The sequence below is a fragment of the Paenibacillus sp. 2TAB26 genome, from assembly GCF_052115145.1.
Taxonomy (GTDB): domain Bacteria; phylum Bacillota; class Bacilli; order Paenibacillales; family Paenibacillaceae; genus Pristimantibacillus.
In genome coordinates this window covers 331771-353467 of sequence record NZ_JBFRGC010000001.1, presented here as the reverse complement: position 1 = coordinate 353467, position 21697 = coordinate 331771, and the positions used below count along the sequence as shown (strand labels likewise).

The window sequence follows — 21697 nt, the reverse complement described above, 5'->3', positions numbered from 1 at the left end:
GTCAGCGAGAAATCCGTGTCAAACAGTTACTTTTCTTCAAGCTCCTCTTTCATTTGCTTCATCAGGTCCTTGTCGCTAGCATTGGGAACTCTAACCCGCTCTAAATAAGTCAAGGCTTCTGCTGGATCGCCGTCTGCCTTCGTAATGCCGTAATAAATCAGTCTAGCTAGCGGACGCAGTGCGTCATCGTTATCCCCTTCTAACTTGTAAGACGCGATGGCCTCCTCATATTCCCCTTTAATGACCAGCCTGTCTCCAGCAAGCATCCCTTCCTCTGGCATCGTGAAAAACGGGGTTTTCTGGATTAGAGCTGTGTAATAGCCGCTAGAGCTCGATATTTTGCGCCCGCCCGCATCATAAGCATCAACTGACCATATGAAATCCCCCCCAGGATAAACCGCGCCAAGCACTCCAATATTAGACAAAGCAACATTTCCTCCCGAGTCCATGCTTTTGCCAAATCCCAGCGTATTTCCTCTCAATTCCTTCAAGCTGTACTCCGCTGTCGTTCCTTTAAAGCGCTCATCCGAGAGCTGTACCGTATTAGCGCCAACAGTATTCCCATCTTTCATGCGGAAAATGGACGTTATCGAAAGTGTATAGTAATCCGCACCCGGATAGGCATTCYATTCGAATAACAATTTATCCCCGGTCAGCTGTTCTTTATTAACTGGTGATATAACACTTACTTGCGGTACAAATTGAAAATCGTATGTTTCTGTTTTGCCTTCTAGAGCGCTCACATACTCTCGGTCAGACTGCGTTAAGTAATATCCATTTACCTCAGCAGGCGTGACACCGACTCCAACCTCATACTCATTAGCATCCACGTCATAAAAACGATAAACACCATGCTCATCTGTAATGGCTACCGGGTAATGAAGATAAGGCGGCGTACTCCATCCGCTTGCATCCTTGCGGTGCAATATAACAAACACATTCGCAGCCGGTTTTTCGCCAATCTTAACTTTCCCTGTTATAGCAGCCTGCTTATCAGGTATCGCCGTTCTTGTACTCAAAATCGCTTGATAGGTTCGCAGCTCCTCATCCGCATGGAATGTACCGGTATTCACATTTGCGTCAAGCTCTGCAAAAAGCCGTTCTGCTTTATCCCACTCCTTGTTCCACATATAAAGCTTGCCCAAATTAAATTTAACCCCATAAATATATGACGACGTTGAATATTGCTCCACCAAATGTTCGAGCCGGTTTATCTCGCGCATACGTTCCTCAGCCGTTCGTTCTCCTCCGCTGGAGGAGCTGCTGCTCGGGAAAATAAATATATGATCGTCGCCGTTCGAATCCGTAACCAGCTCGGACGCCTCAGACGCTAATAAAAGTGCAGATTCCGCGCTCTCGGTTCTAGGAAACCACTTCCACAAAACATCGTATTTCTCCGTATGAAAAAGGAAAAAGGGAATTAGAAAATAACAAGCTCCCGCTACAATCATAAGAAAAGCGAGTAGCATTGCCATCGTTTTCACTTTCATTCGTATCATTTTTCCTTCGGCCACCCTTCAAGCAGCTCTGATTCATAATAAACGCCGCCTGCAATCATAATTAACCGATCGCTGCTTTCAGGCTGGGGCTTGGCATCCATCGTTTGCGGAGAATATACGGATGAAGTTAAACGCTGCCAGCCGATTACGGGTACAGCGATACACATGCATAGGACTAAAACGACAGCAATCCCAGGTATACGCAGCTCCCGATTCCAAAATGAAGGAGGGCATGCTCGGTCTAAAACAGTCTTTTGAAGCTGTTCAGTGAACTGAACACCCGCCAGCTCTATATCCAAATTTTCACGAATGCTTTTTGTATCATGCTCTTGTTTCATCCTGCCAGTCTCCTTCCTCTAATTGCTGCCTAAGCTGTCGCCGTCCTCGCAGCAGCTTACTCTTAATGGTACTTTCCGGCTCACCGAGCACCTGCGCGATTTCTTTAATGGTCAGCTCTTGATAATAATAAAGAACGATGACCTCACGATATTTGAAAGGCATCACCTCAATGGATTCACGAAGCGATGAGGCCAGCAGCCATTGTTCAACTCCCGCATCGGTCGGCGCTTTAAACATCATGTTATGTACGCTCATTTCTTCTCCTGTTTCCGCTCGAAACAGCAGCCTTTTCCATGAAGCGAGCCGCATCTTGCTGCGGCAGCGATTAATCGTCATTTGCAGCAGCCAGCCGCGCAGGCTTCCATCGCCGCGGTATTGTTTTATTTTTTGAAAAGCAGTTATAAATACCTCCTGGCTCACATCCTCTGCCAAGTGATGATCCTTCAGCAGCAAGGCGGCTGTCCGCAAAATATCGTTGCCATACTGCTCCATCAGCCACTTCAGGGCGGAGCCGTCACCGTCTTTCAGTCGTTCAATCGCTTGTTGCTCCGCACTCATCCATTCACCTGCTCTCTCTATAAGTAAAGATGCGGTTTGAAGCACAAAAGGTTGCAAATCCGCCTTTATAAAATTTCACAGCAAAAAAATACCGTCCTCCCATTCGCAGAGAAGACGGTATCGCTTGAAATTTGTTAGATTTATTTGACCAGTTGACCACGCGTAACGCCAAGCTGGTTAATGGCTTTCAGGCTGCGCCATACTTGCGTGCCGCTAATACGGCCATCAAGCGCATCACGGTAAAGAGACAACACTTCAAGCACTTTCTCCGGCGTTTCTTCTAGAAACTCGACACGGAAATTGGATACGCCCATTCCTACAAAATTGCGAATGTACTCAGCACCCGATTGCTCGATTGCATTGTACACGGTGTTGCGACAGCCTTCGTCTACGCGAACAGGATGCGCCATGCCAATACGATCCTGCAGGGAAGCACGCTTCTCCTCACAAGGACGTCCGCAGTTTGTGAAGTCAGTTCCTTCACTCATAAAAGTGCAATATACGCAATGCTCCGTGTGAAACATCGGCAAATGCTGATGGATAACCATTTCCAGCATCGAAGTATCTGAGCTTTCCAGCAAATCAACCATCTGCTGAATATTCAAATCATACGACGGTGTAATCAGATCAAGACCAACCTCGGTAAACAGCTTCACTGCCTTATGATTGGCTACGTTCAGTGAGAAATCGCCAATCAGCTTAGGAAATGGCTTGTCCGGATTAGCTGCACGGGCGCGCAAGTAGTAATAAAGCGCTCCAGTGTTCCGAACAAGTACGGCATCGGGCTGCAGCTTCAATATATTCGCATGGTAGCCATTTTCGCCAGGCATGTGAATGCGCGGCGTAGCCAGAGCAATCGGTTTGCCTGCTTCACGGGCAGCGGCTACCGCTGCAGGGAATTGTTTAATAAATTCAAAATCAGCGTATACATAAGCGACGTCGGTTTTGACTGCTGCCTGCACCTGCTCCAAGGTGCGGCATAGTGCGATCAAGTTTGCATCTTTTCCGCTCTGAGGAGCCAAAATATCTTTTTTCGCTACATCAGCCAAAACAGCGTCCTCGCTTGCGTAAATTGCATTCTTCACATAAACAGGCGGCTTCGGACGCTCGCCTGCAAGCAGCTCGACCGCTTCACGGCGCAGTCTGTTCAGTTCACGGATCGGTACGATCAAATCGCCTTGCAGCTCTACCTCGAGCTTCTCAAGCTGATAAACCGTGCCGCCCAGACGGCCCAGTTGATCCTCAAGCAGCGCTGCGTCCATCGGACGCTTCTGTGCCTGCTCCAAATCAATCTCTGACGCGACTTCAACCGTCGTCCCCTTCTGCACATCTGTCCACCAGGTACGCATCGGCTGGCCAAGCGCGCCCGTCACTCGAACATGAAGCGGGAATACGCGATATGGCTTTTCTGTTTCAAAAGAAGCTCTGAGGCGTCTGTCCAGCGCCGGATCGTTCGTTTTCCACACACGATCGCCTACATGAACCTTGCGCAAATCAACATCATTGCGTCCAGCTACCAGCTCGATCAATATGCCTTCCTGCGCTTCGCCCTCGATTTTCACGCCTTGACGGCGAATATCGTAAACGCGGCCGCCCTCTTCCTTTTTCGTTGGGTCGCCTGCATCAAACACAATGCCATCTCCGCGCTTAAGCGGCGCTTCGATCTTCAGCGTAACCGCATCGCGCATAATGCGCTCTACTCGGCCGAGGTAGACACCGCGGCTTTTCGGGAACGTACCCTCAACAAGCATCTTGTTGTTTGTTCCCGACAGGAAACCATGCGTGAAGCCGCGCGAGAAGCTTTGCTGCAGCTCACGCACATCCTCCACAGACGGCTTCGACAAATCGCCGTCAAAATATTTATCGATCGCGCGCCGATACTTGCTCACGACATTCGCAACATACTCCGGGCTCTTAAGCCGCCCTTCAATTTTGAACGAGGTTACGCCCGCTTGGATGAGCTCCGGCACAATATCAATCGCCGCCAAATCCTTCGGCGACAGCAAATACGCAATGTCTCCCATCGGCTGTACCTCGCCATCGACCATCAAATCATACGGCAGCCGGCAAGCCTGCGCGCATTCACCGCGATTGGCCGAGCGTCCGCCCCACATCTCGGACGTGAGACACTGGCCCGAATACGATACGCATAGCGCACCGTGCACGAATACCTCCATTGGCAGCTTTGCTTGCTCGCCAATGGTACGAATTTGCTTCAAATTATTTTCGCGGCCTAGCACGACCCGCTCAAGACCAAACGGCTTCGTAAACTCGACAGCCTCTGGCGATGTGATCGTCATTTGTGTAGAGCCGTGAATTGGAAAGTCTGGCGACAGCTCCCGAATCAGCTTCACTAGTCCCAAATCCTGTACGATTACCGCGTCCACGCCTGCATCGATACACATTTCGATTAACTTCTGCGCGTCTCTCAGCTCATCCTCGAATACGAGAATATTAAATGTGAGAAAACCTTTTACCCCGTACGTATGCAAAAATGCCATAATTTCCGGCAGTTCCTCACTGCGGAAATTGTTCGCGCGTGCGCGGGCATTAAATTTCTCCACGCCAAAAAATATCGCATCCGCGCCATTTGCAACAGCCGCTCTCATGCAATCCCAATCGCCAGCCGGAGCCAGCAGCTCTATGTCCGATCTCATTATTGTATCTGTCATTTTAACTATCAATCCCTCTCATTCTTGAAACCTGCTTCCACTATCTTAACAAACCACGGACATCTATACCACTACACAATACTGGCATCGCGCAAGCTTTCACGGTTGACGCCTCATTTAAATGAAAAAAAGACCGATTCCCAAATAAGGGAACCGGCCTTCTACTAATTAAAACGAATCGATTGCACTGCGTCGTTAATGATTTTGAGGTTGCTGTCTGAAGCACGCACATCGTAATAGTTTAAGCTAAATACCATAGTTCCTTGTGCAGAGTCAAAAATATAAAACTCTTCTGTATACGGAATATCATCTTGTGGCTTGGATGTATGGATAACGACATGCTGTGCCGTTTTTCCATTAATCGTAACCGTATTAGATTGCTTCGTCGTACTTCCCTKCGCGCTGCCTTCAGCTGAATTCACATATTGCAAAAGCGAATTCACAACGGTCGCCGCTGCTGTATCCGACTCAAAAATATTTAAGCTGCCTGCACTAAACGTATACAAAACATCATCTTCGTTAAAGTTTTTCTGAATACCATACCAGTAGGTTGGGAGTTCAATAGAATAACCATACGTAGAGCTGCGTTTTGTTGTTTTTGTGCTGCGATCAGCCAAATCATAACTTTCCTCAACATTGCCAAATGTTTTCTCAATTAAAGCAGTATCAATATCGACCGAAGCCAAAACTTGGTTGTACGTAAGCTTGCTCTTCGCGCTATTAGCGGTAGGATACATATAAACTAATGAATAACGGTAATTTCCTGAAAATAAAGCAATCTCATTATAGGTAAACCATGCGTCCTCACCTAACGAAAGCTCATAGCTTAGCGCTACCGCCTTGCCATCAATCAAAGTTACCGGTGTTGTAACGAAATTGCGAACACTGGAGTTAACAAAATCCTCACGAATTCTCGCTTCCCTCTTTTGTGCCCAATTGTCCATCGTAACGCCTGCTGTTAATGAAGTGAGAGAAAAGAAGAAAAGTTCCTTATCGTTTTGGAACGATGGTGTCGTGCTCTCATAATCTTTGTTCCAATCCGTTGGAAGCTTAACCGTTAGCCCATAATCCTCGTCTTTGAAGGTGATTACGCCATCTTTTACCTTCGTAACATCCTTAAGCGATTTATCTGCTGTATTAAAAGAAGGAGTAAAGCTATTTAAGAATGTATCATAGCTAGTCAAAACTGACTTATTCGCACCCTTAGCACCTACAATAACAATGTAATACTTATCGCCTTTTTGAATACCGCGATACTCGTAGTTCATTTTTGTTTGTTTAGCGTAGCTTATCACCTTCTCGAAGGTTAAACCGCCTACAGTGATCGTGCGTTTGTCTACTGTAATCTCATCTTGATCATAATAGGAAATCATAAGCTCTCTCTGCTCTTCGACAGACAGCTTGTCATCGCCTACACGTTCCGTAATCACATTCACTTGCGCAGCAACCTTGGAATCATCGGCAGTATCTGCCCAAGTAATAAATTCGCCGTTATCGCTTTGATCCACTTGAATCAAGCCTGCTGGATAATTTAATGACCAGCCATGGTAGCTGTCACCAATTTTTGTTTTACCAAATTCGGAATCAATAGAAGTGCCGCCCGTACCGGACGATTGTGCACGTACACCAATAATAATGGTTTCTTTAGTCGCATTGTCAGCTGTAATTTTTGCGCCAAAAGCTTCTACAATAACGCGCAGCGGCACCATTGTTGAGCCTTTAACTGCAACTGGAGCAACTGCTACTGCTTTGGCTGCACCGTTCACTTTTACTGTTTTGCTGCCAAAAGTTAAAACAATCTTGCGGTCATTGTAAGTAAGTGTGATCACATTGCCGTTTTCCAATTTAAGTCCTGCACCAAAAGCATTTGTAATGACTTTTAGCGGAACCATCGTTGTTCCGTTGCTTACAAAAGGAGCCTCTACCGTAGTAGCTTTCCCATTAATTTTGACCGTTTTGCTGCCCGCCTTCAAGCGTACTTCAACCTTATTGTCTGCCTCTGCTGCGAATGCAGCTACCGGCAACATCGCTAAAACAAGCAAAACCGGCAAAAGCATGGTTAACATTCTTTTAAACATATTTAATCTCATCATCTATATCCCCTTATAATTAAATAATAACTTTGATCTTAATTTAACTCTGCCGCCTAACCTTCTACTAATGTCAGCTTGCGGGTAACAAGGTCACCGTCGATCTGCAGCATTACCTCCACTTGTTGACCCGGCAAATAACTTTTTAGCAGCTCATTAAGCTCCACCTTTGCGGATACTTGCTTGCCTGCAACTTTATAAAGCAAATCGCCAGCTTGGATACCTGCTTTTTTGGCGGCTGCCGATGTCACCGATTTGACTGTTAACGGGTCGGAGGTCGGGATTCCGATAAGCGCAGACCAGCTTTCCTCAAGTCCAAGGCCAAGCGAGGCGCGTTTCACATGTCCGTATTTGAAAAAATGACTCGTTACGTACTGCACGGTATCCGCAGGAATAGAGAATCCGAGATTATCGACTCCTACCTCTACAAACTTTAAAGAATTAATGYCGATGACCTCGCCTTTCATGTTAACAAGCGGCCCACCGCTGTTGCCTGGATTTATCGATGCATCCGTTTGGAGCAGGTTGTATGCCGAAGAAACACTCCGATTCATGCCGCTCAGGATACCACTTGTTGCCGTATTGCGAAGGGAGAACGATACAGGTGTGCCGATGGCTACTACCGTCTCGCCTACTTGAACCTTAAGCGGTGACGGGGCAAGCTTCGCGATTGGGAGCTTCGATGCCTTAATCTTAACTAATGCCAGATCACTTGCCTCATCGTGATGCGTGCGTTCTGCATCGTATTTCTTTCCGTCTGCTGTAACGACAACCAGATTGGTCATATCCTCAACAACATGCGCATTCGTCACGATCCAGCCATCTGTACGAATAATAACGCCGGTTCCATGCGCCAATGCATACCTTGGATCGGCTGAGCCGATATCCTTCGGCTTACCGATAATCGCGACGACGGAAGGCGATACCTTCTTTACAACCGATGGGATATCGACTGGCGTATACGCATACGTGTTTGTCTTGGAATCAAACGTACCCGTTCCGCCTAGCGAGCTTGTTAATGAGCTTGCTTTGACATAAACCTCGCCATTAATTTTCGCAGCATTTAGCGTATGTGTAGCTGTGTTGCTTGCACCAGCACCCCATACCGTTCCTGCTGCAACAATCGCTCCTAATACAATGAAGCTGCAGACACGTAGCAAGCTGCTTTTCATGAAGCCACTCTCCTAATTTTTGTTCATGCATACCAATCTCTTAATGAAGAAACTATGATGCATGAAATAGTAGTAATCCGTTGTAATATAGCATAATTTCCCATATACAACAATGAAAATCGATAGAATTGTTCTCCCAAAAAAATACTAAATATTAATCTCGATTCCTCGTACTGCGCTTGTTTTGTTTAGTTATTATGCGATTTTGTCAAATATGATTTCGGTTATGTGTTCTGAGAATAGAAGTGTTATACTAGACGGGACTACTAAATCAATCCATATCGATGGATTCGGGAGGTAAATGAATAAATGAAATTAGGAGTATTTAGCGTACTTTTTGCACAAAAGCCGTTCGAGGAAGCACTTGACTACATCGCATCCAAAGGACTTGATGCCATTGAAATCGGAACTGGCGGATACCCTGGAAACGCACACTGCGACCTTGATGGTTTGCTTGCGGATGAAGGAAAACTGAAAGCGTTTAAACATGCGGTAGAATCACGTGGTTTGATGATCAGCGCACTTAGCTGCCACGGTAACCCATTGCACCCTCAGAAAGCCATTTCGTCTGAGCATGATGAAGTTATTCGTAAAACGATTGAACTTGCTAACCGTCTTGAAGTTTCCGTTGTAAATACTTTCTCTGGCTGCCCTGGCGATCACGAGGATGCAAAATATCCGAACTGGCCGGTTGCTCCTTGGCCAAACGATTTCCAAGAAATTTTGAACTGGCAATGGGAAGCAAAAGTTATTCCATATTGGTCTGAGATCGGCAAGCTTGCTACAGCTAGCGGTGTGAAGATGGGCCTTGAGCTGCATGGCGGTTTCTCCGTTCACAGCCCGGCTACTATGCTTCGCCTTCGCGAAGCGGCTGGCAATGCAATCGGCGCCAACCTAGATCCAAGCCACATGTGGTGGCAAGGAATTGACCCTGTTCAAGCGGTACATATCCTTGGACGCGCTGGAGCTATCCATCACTTCCATGCTAAGGATACGACAATCGATCCGATTAACGTAAATCACCACGGCGTAACGGACATGCAATCGTATGCCCTTATGCTTGACCGTGCTTGGCAGTTCCGTACAGTTGGTTATGGCCATGACCTCAAAACATGGGCAGACATCCTTAGCGCGCTTCGTCTAGTCGGCTACGACTATGTTGTGAGCATCGAGCATGAAGACGGCTTAATGTCCGTTGATGAAGGCTTCACAAAAGCTGTTCAAAATCTTCAACAAATTCTTATCCGCGAGCCGCTTGGCGAGATGTGGTGGGTTTAACTTCTAGCAATAAAGAAAAAGGTCTGCCGGACTTGTCCGGCAGACCTTTTTTCTATGTATGCTGTTACGCCATCCAAACCTTTGTGATCATAATGAAATCAATCAACAAAAACAATGCGAGTGAAACGGTTGTAAAACCGATTGCAAAAATGTTTTTCTTCGGACGAGCGGTCAGTAGTCGAACCAGTCCGATTGCGATCAATACGGTAAAGGCCAACATAAACCAATCGAAAGTTCCAATTTTACTTGCTGTTTGAGCTGCTGCTTCTGCCAAAAACATGAAGGGACCTCCTTTTTTTCGCACGTAACCTATTTTACTATATGTTAGCTTTTTGTGGCTCAAGGCGCAAGTCCGAATCTTCATTCGTAACAAGTTTGTCACGATTTCCTAAAAAAAATGAATCTTTAGCTTAGAGCCGGCATTCACTAATAAGCCCTCATCTATAAATTGTCCATCTCTACCAAGATCTATAACAGCATTTTGACGGTGCTGAATGAACCTACGCTCTTGATGAAATAATAAAATAACTAAAAAAAGAATCGGGAAGTATTTCACTCTTCCCGATCCCTAACGAGCTACTTGCTAGTCAGCAATGCTAAAATTAAAGTCACCGCTTCTGCCCTTGTTGCCTGATCCGCAGGAGCGAATATGCCGCCATCTCTGCCTTGAAGTAGTCCCGCTTTGAATGCTGCTGCCACATAAGGTTTTGCCCAATTTGGGATTTGATCAGCATCTTTAAACGATAGCTCGGCATTGTTCTCTAGAGGCAGCTTCTTCGCACGGACGATCATAGCTGCCACCTCTGTGCGCGTAATCGCTTGAGCCGGACGATACGTATTATCCTCGAACCCGCTTGCGATACCTGCGTTCACTACACTCGCAATATAAGGTCTTGCCCATGCAGGAATCATGTCGATATCTGCAAAATCAGCGTCGCCTTTTTCTTCTAGATGCAGAGCTCTTGCCAGCATTGCAGCAAATTCTCCGCGCGTTACACTTGCATTTGGACGGAAGGAATTGTCCGTATAGCCATTAATAAATTTAAGCTTAATCGCTTGCTGTATGGCATCCGATGCCCAGTGTCCTTCGATGTCCGTTAGTACAATGTCCGTTGTCGGTTTCTCAGGATCTTTTCCACCTGGATTCACCGGATCAGGATTGGTTGTTCCGCCTCCAGGTGTACCACCGGGTGATGATGTATCCACGTTCGTTTTCACGATAACGCTTGGGCCATCCTCACTCCACTTGCCGCCTGCGTTGCCCGCTTCAATCTTGAACGTGTAAGACGTATCCGCAGATAGTCCGCTTACTTGGTAGCTATACACACTGCCTGCAACGCTCGCCAGTTTGACGCCATCCTTGTAAATGGCATATTCTGTGATGCTTGGCGCATCGACAGCCGGTGTCCAGTTTAAGGTTACTCCCGTCTGCGTCACATTCGAAGCGGTCACTACTGCGTTTTCCCATGCTGGCGCCTCTGGCTCTGGTTGTTTTACGTGAAGAGTCAGCGCTTTTGTCGGTAATGAAACTAATTCACCCGTCGAAGAATATTTAATATTGTCGAAAGCAAATGTACGTCCATTTGCACTATCCCATAAATAACCGAGTACGATTCTGTCGAAGCTTGCAATCGCTGTCGTTGTTTTCACCAATTGCCCATCGATATACATCTTTAAATCTGTACCTGATGTGTAATCCCACTTCAGTTCATGCCATCCGACGCTTCGTTTCACCGGAGTGGCTTCCCATGAGGTTGAAGATCCGCTTGCCCTTACTGAATAATACTCCAGCGACCCATAGGTGCCGCCGTCATACAATAAGCCCATGCCTGCAAGCAGGCTGCTTCTTGCATTTCCGACATGCGCGACAACCCGAGTCTTCGAGCTTTCGGAGCCGTCATCATAAAGCATCATCGATACGACGCCCTGCTGCTTGCCGCCAAACACCTTTTGTATGGCATTGCTGCCGTTTCCAACAACAAATAGCGCACTTTGATCACCATGATAAGCAACCTTATCCGAAATGCTGCCCGTCGTAATACTCGTACCGGTCTCTGGCAGGAAGTCATTCCAGCCGTTCTCGAAGCTCTCCGAGTAGACCAAGTCCTTGTATTCCTGCACCTTAGCAGAAACCTCAACCTCAGTGACACCTGTTAGATCGCCGATCACCTCAAGCTTGCCTGTCAACGAGTCTACAACGACATTCTCATTATTCGTTGCATATTCTACTTGATGATAATCCGCATATTCAATCRCATTTTGATCCTCTGTCACGCCGTCAATTCTTAGCTGCAGCGTAGTCTTCTCCTCCGATAACTCCGTTCCGTCTGAAGCAACAAGGTAGGATACAACCTTTGAAGGCGCATGAACAATGACTCGCGCTTCAGCTTTCACATTCGGATTAATAGTGCTTTCAGCTGTAATGATCGTTTCACCCTCAAGCAGCGGGGATACAAATCCTTGCGCATTAATGGCGGCCACTGCAGGATTGCTGCTCGACCATTTGATTCCTTTAAACCATGCGTTGTCTGGACCAACCGAAGCCGTCATCTTCTCGCCTCTATGCTTTGCATGAAGCTCCAGCACAGGTTTGTCAATGACAATCGTTTGCGGCATTACCTCTGGTGCCTGCTCGCTTGGCGCATCATCCGAATATTCATGCGCTCCAATATCCACTTTAGCAGCAGATGTGATCGCATTATTAAAGAAGTCTTTTGTTGCAGGAGCCCATACCGATGGCGTCAATGCTGTCATATCCATCCCTGCATCGATTGCCGGTGAGCCTGGCAGCAATTTGTATCCGTTCAATTTCTCTACATCAAATGTGCTTTGGCTCGCATTAATGATATCTTTTGGCTCTTCACCCGCTCTTGCGAATTGCGGACTTGCAAACATGTTTTGATCCAATGATAATCCAGTCAGCTTCAAATCCTTGTACTCGCTGCCCGGATAAAAAATATTATTTTTCACTTCGCCGCCAGCAAAGCGGTCTTGTCCAATCGTTGTATTAGCCTTGGAGTAAAAGATATTATTGTACATTCTTAAGTATTTTCCAGGATCGCTGATCAGCTTCGTCTGCACCTGCGCATCCGTAAAGAAAGTATTGTTATGAATTAATGGAGCATCTCCAAGTGTAGTAGGAAGATAATGGAATATATATCGACCATCTCCATCATTTACACTAATATTATAGCGAACGAGAGAGTTTGTTGAGCCGCTCATAAATAATATGAATCCACCACGGTTGCTGTGGCTGTAGTTATATTGATAGAGAGTTCCTTCGCAAAACATATCTACGTCAAAGGCCTGCCCATCATTGTAGCCATAAATACCGCCATACACTTCATTGTATTGAATGACCATATCCTTCACGCCAATGACCCATAGACCGGCATAATTGACGTTGCCTACATTTTTCGCCGAATGCCTGACGACCGTATTATATTCCATTCTGCCGTTGCTGCCCACGTTGCTCATAACGAAGCCGTCACCCTGCACATCGGCAACATAGTTATTATTGAACACTACATTTCGCAGAACTCTCGGGAAATTGGCTTTCGTATCGCCTTCTCGGTAAAGACCCGCATTTCGAATGCCTTCAATATCGACCCGCTCCACCGTATTTCCTTCAACGAGCACATCCTCAATATTGCCAAGGATCAGAATGCCGCCGCTGCCTACCTTCCAGCCTGTAGGGTTGCCATCGACATCGTGGATATAGTTGTTCTTCACTACGATTCCTCGGTGCGGGTTAGCTTCCCATTCCGTTACATTGGTTGAAGCTGTTCTAATGTTAATGCCTGCCCGCTGCGAGACAACGTCAGGGTTTTTATTCGTTAATTCAAAGTTGTGAAACTGCAGGTAGCTGCCGTCCACAACGTCGATCGTAGCGGATAATGTTTTATCCTTCACGCCAGTATAATTTTGAATAATAGCTGATTTCTCAGTCGTTGTTGTTCCATTGCCGTTAATGATCGGTCTTACTGAAGGATCATCACTGCCATATTTATCGAAGATGATCGGTGCTTCCTTGGTACCTGATATTCCTCTTAGCTTCAATGAGCCATTCCATACATCGCCAGCCTTGAATAAAATGCGATCGCCAGGCTTCCAGCCTACGCTATTAACCTTCTCTAGCGATGCCCAAGCTTGATCCTCCGATTTGCCATCATTATTGTCATTGCCCTCATTGCTGACATAATATGTCGAGCCTGTTACCGACTGCTCTGCTATAGCAAGCGGCTGCAAGTCCTCCAGCGCTACGCCCGTTTCCTGTGCTGAAACAGCGGGAATCGCTATTGTCGTTAAGAGTGCGACTAATAGAACCATGGATACAAGCTTTTGCTGCATATAATGCTTCAAAAAAATCATCCTCCTATTATTTTTGATAGACTTACGACATGAACGTTATTTTAGGAAACACCTCCTTATTAAATTCAATCGTTGTCTGTTTCAAACGCTTGCTCACTTCTTCTTCTAGCCGCTCCTGCACATGCAGTTGAATGACGGCGTTCTTAACATCCTCATACTTTTCCATGCCTTTATCTCGCTTTGCTAGAAGCCTATACCTATACATTCCCTCGCCTGATTGATCGATATCGCTATACTCGCCTTCCGAGAGGCCAAGAAATAGGGTGTAAAGATTTTGCGATAATGTATCCTCTTTGGAGGTTTCCGCCAAATTCAATGTCAGTTGCTCCTTCATACCCGCTTTGCTATCCAAGGAAATTTTCTCGTAATCGAATTCATACCCTTTGTGAAAATACTGCTGCTTCACCTTGTCATAATAAAGTTTAAGCTCTTGATCGGGCAGCGTACGTTGCGCTTCCTTCGTCCATTTATCGAGGAGCTTCTGAACGTTCATGCTTTGATAATAGGAGTAGAACTCTGCTTTCCCATACTTCTTGGGGCCGTAAATAGGCTGATTGTTAGCTGCTTTTTTTGCTCTATCCTTATTTTCTTGATCATAGCTCTTCAAGAACGCTTCGTAAGAAATGTCACTGAGGATACCATTCTCCTTCAAAATGATTTGCTCCATTTTCACCTTCACAAGCTCATCCATAGCTTTTTGCTTCGAATACTCCAGCGGGTTTTCACCGTTGAAAGATGCTGCCCAAAAATCCTTGTCATAATCGGCATTGTAGGTTCGCTTGAAATAACTTGTCGTTAAAGCCTTGTTGCTTTGTAAAAAAGCTTGAAATTCACTTTCCGAAACATCGTAATTATCGATAGTAAACGCAGTCTTATCCGCAGGGTTTAGAGCAGGCATGTTACCCAGCGATAATGCTCCAGCAATAAGTACAATAAGCATGCTGCATACGACGAATAACAGCTTTTTCCCTTTCACGTTGTCCTTGCCTCCTCCTTCTATGTAAGCACTTACAATTAAACTTTGTACTATTATAGACAGAAACCAAACTTCGCTATAATGAACAGATTTGACTGATATCGTATAATTTTTACCTATTGCTAAAAATGCAGCTAAACCGCTTTGCCAAACTAGCGATGCAGATGAATCTTGACTCCCTACACAGAAAAGAGACTGCCGCTAAAGGTTATAAACCTAAAGTGACAGCCTCTTCTTATAGGGACGGACAAGATCATTCAGCTAAGCTTGTTTCTAAGCTTCTACATAGGCTACCAATACCCTTTAATGCCTTTGTTCATGCGAATTAACGCTTCTAAATAATAATAATCGCCCCAAATCATATAATCATCCGGCGCACGATCGCCCCGCACATGATAAGAGCCGTGCTTCAGCAGCCCCTCCGCATTCGGAAGATCTGTTGTTGCATAATGCTGAACTAATGAATTCATGCTGCTATGAATGGCCTTCTCGAATATAGCAAGGTCAGCATCCCCTTCAGCAAGCAGCTCCATCAGCTCCAACATGCCGCAAACGGCAATAGCCGATGCTGAGCTGTCACGAGGCGTATCCCATTCCATCGGTACATCAAAATCCCAATAAGCGACATGATCCTCGGGCAAATGCTCAATAAAGTAATGAGCCAGCCGTTTGGACGTCTCCAAAAAAGCGGCATCCTTTGTATAGCGATATGCGAGTGCAAATCCATAAATGCCCCAGGCTTGCCCTCTTGTCCAAGTCGAGCCATCCTCATAACCTTGATGAGTCCCGCCTCGAAGCGCATGACCTGTCTTAGGATCGAAATAAAACGTATGATACGATGATCGGTCGCCACGAACCAGAAATTTTTGACTGGCACAAGCATGTTTATAGGCAATATCATAATATTTTTGTTCGCCGGTCTGTTCGTAAGCCCAGAACAACAGTGGAAGATTCATTAAACAATCAATGATCATTCGTCCCCCGTTTTCCGGGTCATCCTCTTTGCCCCAGGCTTGAATGATCCCTATCCTCGGCCGCCAGCGTGAATAGAGCCTTTCAGCAGCTTCAAGCGCCACCATCCGGGCCTCTTCGCTTCCTGTCACTCGCCACTCCGCAACGGCTGACAACGAATATAGGAAACCAATATCATGATGATCGAGCGCCACATGGCGATCAAGCCGGTCTTTAAAGTTCGGTAAAAAGGACTTCGCTGCTTCCTTATAGAAAACATCTTCACTAGATTCATAGGCAAGCCACATCATGCCAATATAAAAGCCTTCGATCCAGTCATCATTCTCTCCCCACTCATAACGCTGCCCCTCCGAAATATGCGGCAGCTTGCCTGGATGTTTACCTATATTTTGCTTCACTTTAACTATCGCATCGTCAATTGCTGTTTGCCACATCACTATTTATCACCCCAGAAGAATGTCATTATGAAGTATATTTCCGATTATCATATTCCCTGAGCTATCCCGCTCAACACTAGGAGGGTTTAACCACTCCAGCTCGTTCCCTTTGCTGTTCGTCGCACCAAAGACAGCGGATATGAGTATATGCTCACCTTGTGTCAAACGAGCGGTTAGCGTCGGTATCATCGTTCGAGGCTTAAGCACATTCGTATTCGCCTCTGGATAAACCATCATCGCTTGCTCGAAGCCGGAAATGTTAATCATTCCGCTCATCCCGTCTGGCATTTTTGCCAGCACGCCTCCGGTTGCCGTTAGGACAACCGCTTGATCCTTTGCGTCACCTGCCAACGTCTGAACCGCAAATCCGCCCTCGGCGACATCAAGCTCGCGCTCAGCCTTGATTCGATGAACACGAACATGCCACAAGCCCCCCGGGATAATCCATGTCTGTACCTCCACATTTGCCCAAGGCAGCCAGCGGGAGTAGACCGATTGCTCCTGAATTCGAAACTCCTCACAAAATCGCCGGACACGATAATGCTCATCACATTCACTTAGCGCAAGCGTCGAATCATATGCCCCCTGCGTAAGCCCGTAGTAACCTTTTGGCACACTGAAGCCGAATAAAGTCGAGTAGGCGAATTTCGAATATTTTGCCGCGCTATGCGACATATCGAAGTTAGCCATTTGACCTGAGCCATAGGCAATGACATGCTTATGTCCTTCCGGACGGCTAATGGTCATACGTGCATGCGGCTGAGCGACAAGCGGCTTGAGCTCAGGCAATGCCTCTTCCTCTGCCTGCCAGAAGGGATGCTCATCCGGCAAAGCTAAAATAAGAAATGCTTTATACGACCAATAAGGAGATCCTGGCGCATTATAGCCTTCGCCCATCAGTAAATTCGGATAAGCATATCCGATACTTAGCAAGCCATCAGGCGTAAAGATCGGCTGTGAGAACCACCAACGCAAATGGCGCATAATAATGCCTTTCATCACTCCCATGGAGAAAGGCAGCACATCCGCAAATACTAACGCACTCCAGAAAGAAACTTGTGCAAAACGATACGTGAGGCTGCGCCCGAATGGGATGCTGCTTCCATCCTCAGCAAACCAATGTATGAAATCCTGAGCGAATAGGCTTGCGCGCTCACGGTAACGCGCAGCCCGCTCCGCATCCTCGTGCTCCATCAGCTTGGCATAGAGGAGTCCATAATAATGCATGGCGAACGGAATATAATAGTCCCGCTGATCCGTCTTCCCATCCGAATACCAGCCGTCGCTTAAGTAATAGGAATCAATAGTGCCTAGGTAGTTGTCCATTATGTCTTGATCGTGCGGCAAACCTACTTTTTGGAAGCCCACATTCACTAGTACCGTAAACATCAGCCAGTTATTCGGATTGGATCGATCAACGAGATTTATTTGATTAAGCCAGCGGTATACATTGTCTTTTTGCTTGTCAGTTAGCGGTTCCCATATTTTATGGGGAGCAAGCGCGAGTCCTAAGCCAAGAATAGATTGCTCTACCATTCTCTGATCTTTCGTTCCGAAATGACCCCAATACTCCTCATGATCCGGATCGGTTCCGTGAATGATGCCCTGTACATACATCGGCCACAGATCTGATTCTCCCCCGCCGCAGGCATGCGGAACCAGTCCCCATAATGGACGCGCAAAAGCTTCCATCAAGGCAATAGCCTCACTATGAATCGCTCCTGTCGCACCGAGATCCAAACCAGCGTACCCGGGAGTGAATCGCTCCTTCAACGGTTCAAAGGCCTCGTTAACCGCTTGCTGCAAATCTGTTTTCGATTGTAATCTCACCTGATCTAAAACTCTCGTTGCTGCCATGAAAGCTCTCTCCGTTTCACTCAAAATGACCTTTGCTCCAAACCGAATATTCGCTAGGTCTCATGCCCATCTCACGTTTGAACAACTTAATGAAATAACTTTTGTTGGCATAACCCAAATAATCGGAAATCTCTTCAACACTTTTGCTGGATTGCTGGAGAAGCTCCTTCGCTTTCTGAAGCTTGACCATATTGACGTATTCGATGAAATTTTGATTTGTCTCTTTTTTAAACAAGCGGCTAAAATAACTGGAATTCAAGTTCAAATGGTTAGCCATATCCTCCAGCGTCATTTTCTCCGTTACATGCGATACAACAAATTGCTGTGCCTTGATCACTTCCGTACGTTTAGAGCTAATCGCATATATACTTAACCTTCTGGATAGCTCATTCAAATGCTGGATCATCCATTCTTCCAAATGATCTAATGTTTCAATCGCATTCACCGCATCGTACAGCTTCTCTTCCGATAAGAATGGGTGATACTGCAGTGTAACTTTTGTTTTCATTTGCAGGTCCATAAGCAGCTGCAGCACTAATTCCTTTACGTTGCTCGGATGAAACCTTCTTGCTCGAACCTCATGCGTCCACTCCACAATCGTTTTCCGCAGCTCGTCTGGTTCGTTTAAAGCGATGCTTTGATTGATGCTCGCAAACAATTGAGAATACTCCGTATACATATCATCTTTGGAGAATGACACCACTCCGAAATTGTGTACTGCCGATTCTTTGAGATAAAAGCAATGCTCCGGCTCTTTCAGCATCGGAAGCAGGACCCCTTGCATTTCTTTTGGCCCTCTCGTTTCTCTTCCTTGTATACAGGAAACAGATATTTTTAAATACTTGTAGATCACGGCAATAGCTTCCTGCATCGCATAATAAATCTCTTGCTGCTCTTTGGCTGGATCATTGCTGCCGTACAAAATAACTAACTGCTTATTGCTATAACGAAAGGTCACCCAACGTGAAGCATCCAATAAGTCGTGCAAGACGTTTTCAACGGAGAACGCAATCGTATAATCATTCAACTTCCTGTTGCTTGCAACGGTCGACATGCGATCAATAATAACGACTAGTGGAATATAGCTTTTGGCATCGAGTGAAATACCGTTCGTCCGAGCTTGCTCCAACCATGCTTCCTTTGTCCAATAGGATTGAAACAAGGTGTCTTTCAAAAACTTTTCTTTAAACGCGGATTGATTCTTTTGCTTGTACAAAACCATATCCGTCGCTTTTTTGTTCTCTAATTGCAAATCGGTCACGATATTTTTCAATATGGCTTGTAATTGCTCGACATCCAAGCTTTCTTTCAAAATATAATCTTTCACATTCAATTTCAGCGCTTGCTGTGCATATTTAAATTCATTGTGGCAGGACAGAACAACGGCTCTGCCTTTTGGATTAATTTCACAAAACTTCTCAAGCATCTCAAGCCCGCTCATTTTTGGCATGCCAATATCGGTTAGTATAATATCGGGCGGACTCTGGCATGCTGCCTCCCAAGCCTCGAGACCGTTTGAATAACAGCCGATCAAATGGATATCAAGTTCATGCCACAAAACAGTTTGAGAGAGATAACGTACTACCGGATAATCATCATCCACTAGAATTGCCGTCAACATGCTGCGCACCTGCTCTCTTACACTCGAATGGGAATATTAATGTTATCTTCGTTCCGACACCTGACTCGCTTTCAATTGTGGTTTTGACATACTCTCCATAAACGAGCCGCAGCCTCTGAAACACATTTTTTACGCCGATGCCCGAAAAGCTTTTATTTTCGCTTTCCTGCGGGTCGCGTATATCCTCACTTTTCGCTTGAAGCTCTTTCAGCTTATCTTTAGTCATTCCAATTCCGTTATCTCGCACCACAATTCGAAGCAGCTCACGTCCATCGTCATGCTCTTTGTTCGCATCGATAAATATTTCACCGTCAAATTGTTCGAATCCATGAATGATCGCATTCTCTATTAACGGTTGAATCATGAATCGCGGAACCAATGCTTGCTCGCAGCCAGCCTCAAAGTTATAAGCGACTCTTACTTGATTGGCATGTCGGAAATTCATAAGCTTCACATAATGGAGCACGGTGTCTCCCTCTTCCTCCAAAGGAATAAACTCATTATCCCGATTAATCGTCATTCGCAATAAAGAGGAAAGCGATTTGATTAACTCCGCATTCTCCTGATCCCCTTGAATCAATATATTGAGCCTTATCGAATTGAGCAGATTAAACATAAAATGCGGATTAATTTGAGCCTGAAGCATTTCAAGCTCCGCTTTTCGTTTTTTCGCCTGTTCTAATGTAATTTGCTCGAACATCTCTTGAATGCGATCCAGCATAAAATCTATCGTTTTCGCTAAATGACCGACTTCGTTATGCCCGCGTATATTATTGCGCTCATCGAGCTGACCACGTCCAATTTTCGTAACAAACACGCTTAAATCACGAATAGGCTTCGTTAATGCAGATATTCGGATCGTCAACAGCACAAAAAATAACGAGAAGAACAAGGCTTGAACGATGAAGCTAACGAACAGCACCTGTTTGTTTTTATCAATGGCCGCGGACATTGGAATAAGGCTAACGACCCGCCAATCGTTGCTCTCTAATTTTTGCTCGACATAAACATATTTTTTTCTTTCGATTTCGATCGTACGACCCATCCCCTCTGGCTTCCACCAAAGCAGCTTTTCTCCTATTTTGGATGGGTTCGCTTGCGAGATCACGACGCCGTTTGAGTCTAACAAAAACATTTCCTGATTTTCGTTTGTTGTAAGATAGGGGCGTATTAAGCGCTCATTTATATTAACGATCATATAGCCAATTGGAATACTTGCCGTCTTCTTGATCGGTCTTCCCATCGTTACGTAATTTGTCGTCATCTTTTCTGTTTGAATTTGTTCGCCAAGCCAATAGGTAGAAAATATCGGCAGCTCATTTAATTGATGAAACCATTTTCTCTCATACCACAATCTCGGGTTCAAATCACTGTGTGAATAGTTTGTATAAAAGGGTTCCTTCACCCCTAAAATCGTAACTTGAAAATCATTTTTTTGAATAAAAAGATCATCCAAAATTCGCGACAACTTACTGAAATTAACCGCATATTCCTGCTTTTGCTCCTGCAGCGTTAATTCAGCTTTGTTGACCATTAGCATTTGACGTATTTCAGCGTTCATTAACACAAAATTCGATAAACTCAATGTCTGCTCAAACACGCTGTTAATTTCAGATTTAGCAACCTTGAGCGAATCCTCCGCATTCAAGACCACTTTGTCCAAAATAATATCTTTCGTTAAATAGTTGGTGACGAGGTAAATAACAGCTAGCGGAATGACAAAACAAATCAATGCTGACCAAACTAATTTCATCCGTAATGAATCTTGTCGAATTAACACAAGTGCAGGCCTCATATCTGAATAGAATAGGGACAGAAATGGATGCTCTTTCTGTCCCAAAACATTGTAAGCCCT

The 21697-nt window shown here is 45.6% G+C and carries 14 protein-coding genes; 1 reads left to right on the top strand and 13 read right to left on the bottom strand.

What is annotated here, in order from left to right; translation table 11 throughout:
• Window positions 1-26 precede the first annotated feature (26 nt).
• The 6 genes from AB4Z50_RS01470 to AB4Z50_RS01445 all read right to left on the bottom strand — a co-directional run bounded on the left by AB4Z50_RS01470 (window position 27) and on the right by AB4Z50_RS01445 (window position 8330).
• Window positions 27-1499 (bottom strand): hypothetical protein, encoded by a 1473-nt coding sequence (locus tag AB4Z50_RS01470; RefSeq protein ID WP_441874825.1) that lies wholly within the window; start codon window positions 1497-1499, stop codon window positions 27-29.
• On the bottom strand, window positions 1496-1837 hold the full coding sequence (locus tag AB4Z50_RS01465; protein WP_339205311.1) for a hypothetical protein: 342 nt from the start codon (window positions 1835-1837) through the stop codon (window positions 1496-1498). The genes AB4Z50_RS01470 and AB4Z50_RS01465 overlap by 4 nt, the downstream gene beginning before the upstream one ends.
• Window positions 1821-2396 carry an RNA polymerase sigma factor gene (locus AB4Z50_RS01460; protein ID WP_441874823.1) on the bottom strand — a complete coding sequence of 192 codons (576 nt, stop codon included), beginning with the start codon at window positions 2394-2396 and terminating at the stop codon, window positions 1821-1823. Before AB4Z50_RS01460 ends, AB4Z50_RS01465 begins: the two co-directional genes overlap by 17 nt.
• A gap of 140 nt (window positions 2397-2536) precedes the next feature.
• Window positions 2537-5068 carry a U32 family peptidase gene (locus AB4Z50_RS01455; protein WP_339205313.1) on the bottom strand — a complete coding sequence of 844 codons (2532 nt, stop codon included), beginning with the start codon at window positions 5066-5068 and terminating at the stop codon, window positions 2537-2539.
• Between the two features lie 164 nt (window positions 5069-5232).
• The gene (locus AB4Z50_RS01450; protein ID WP_441874822.1) at window positions 5233-7158 is read right to left on the bottom strand and encodes a stalk domain-containing protein; all 1926 of its coding nucleotides are present in this window, start codon (window positions 7156-7158) and stop codon (window positions 5233-5235) included.
• 56 nt (window positions 7159-7214) lie between these two features.
• Window positions 7215-8330 (bottom strand): S1C family serine protease, encoded by a 1116-nt coding sequence (locus tag AB4Z50_RS01445; protein ID WP_441874821.1) that lies wholly within the window; start codon window positions 8328-8330, stop codon window positions 7215-7217.
• A gap of 309 nt (window positions 8331-8639) precedes the next feature.
• Between AB4Z50_RS01445 and AB4Z50_RS01440 the strand changes: the two genes are divergently transcribed.
• Window positions 8640-9608, top strand: coding sequence for a sugar phosphate isomerase/epimerase family protein (locus AB4Z50_RS01440; protein WP_076266150.1), 969 nt, complete (start codon window positions 8640-8642; stop codon window positions 9606-9608).
• A 64-nt stretch (window positions 9609-9672) separates the two neighbouring features.
• Here AB4Z50_RS01440 and AB4Z50_RS01435 read toward each other — a convergent pair whose 3' ends face one another.
• From AB4Z50_RS01435 to AB4Z50_RS01405, 7 genes are all read right to left on the bottom strand, one after another.
• Window positions 9673-9888: a hypothetical protein gene (locus AB4Z50_RS01435; protein WP_076266151.1), complete on the bottom strand. Its 216-nt coding sequence runs from the start codon at window positions 9886-9888 to the stop codon at window positions 9673-9675.
• Window positions 9889-10184: 296 nt separating this feature from the next.
• Window positions 10185-13970: an S-layer homology domain-containing protein gene (locus AB4Z50_RS01430; RefSeq protein ID WP_441874820.1), complete on the bottom strand. Its 3786-nt coding sequence runs from the start codon at window positions 13968-13970 to the stop codon at window positions 10185-10187.
• A 31-nt stretch (window positions 13971-14001) separates the two neighbouring features.
• Window positions 14002-14955, bottom strand: coding sequence for a hypothetical protein (locus tag AB4Z50_RS01425; RefSeq protein ID WP_441874819.1), 954 nt, complete (start codon window positions 14953-14955; stop codon window positions 14002-14004).
• 290 nt (window positions 14956-15245) lie between these two features.
• Window positions 15246-16361 carry a glycoside hydrolase family 88 protein gene (locus AB4Z50_RS01420; protein WP_441874852.1) on the bottom strand — a complete coding sequence of 372 codons (1116 nt, stop codon included), beginning with the start codon at window positions 16359-16361 and terminating at the stop codon, window positions 15246-15248.
• A 9-nt stretch (window positions 16362-16370) separates the two neighbouring features.
• Window positions 16371-18221, bottom strand: coding sequence for a DUF2264 domain-containing protein (locus AB4Z50_RS01415; protein ID WP_441874817.1), 1851 nt, complete (start codon window positions 18219-18221; stop codon window positions 16371-16373).
• Window positions 18222-18237: 16 nt separating this feature from the next.
• Window positions 18238-19842 carry a response regulator transcription factor gene (locus AB4Z50_RS01410; protein ID WP_441874815.1) on the bottom strand — a complete coding sequence of 535 codons (1605 nt, stop codon included), beginning with the start codon at window positions 19840-19842 and terminating at the stop codon, window positions 18238-18240.
• Complete coding sequence (locus AB4Z50_RS01405; RefSeq protein ID WP_441874813.1) at window positions 19817-21595, bottom strand: cache domain-containing sensor histidine kinase; 1779 nt, start codon at window positions 21593-21595, stop codon at window positions 19817-19819. The genes AB4Z50_RS01410 and AB4Z50_RS01405 overlap by 26 nt, the downstream gene beginning before the upstream one ends.
• Between the last annotated feature and the right edge of the window lie 102 nt (window positions 21596-21697).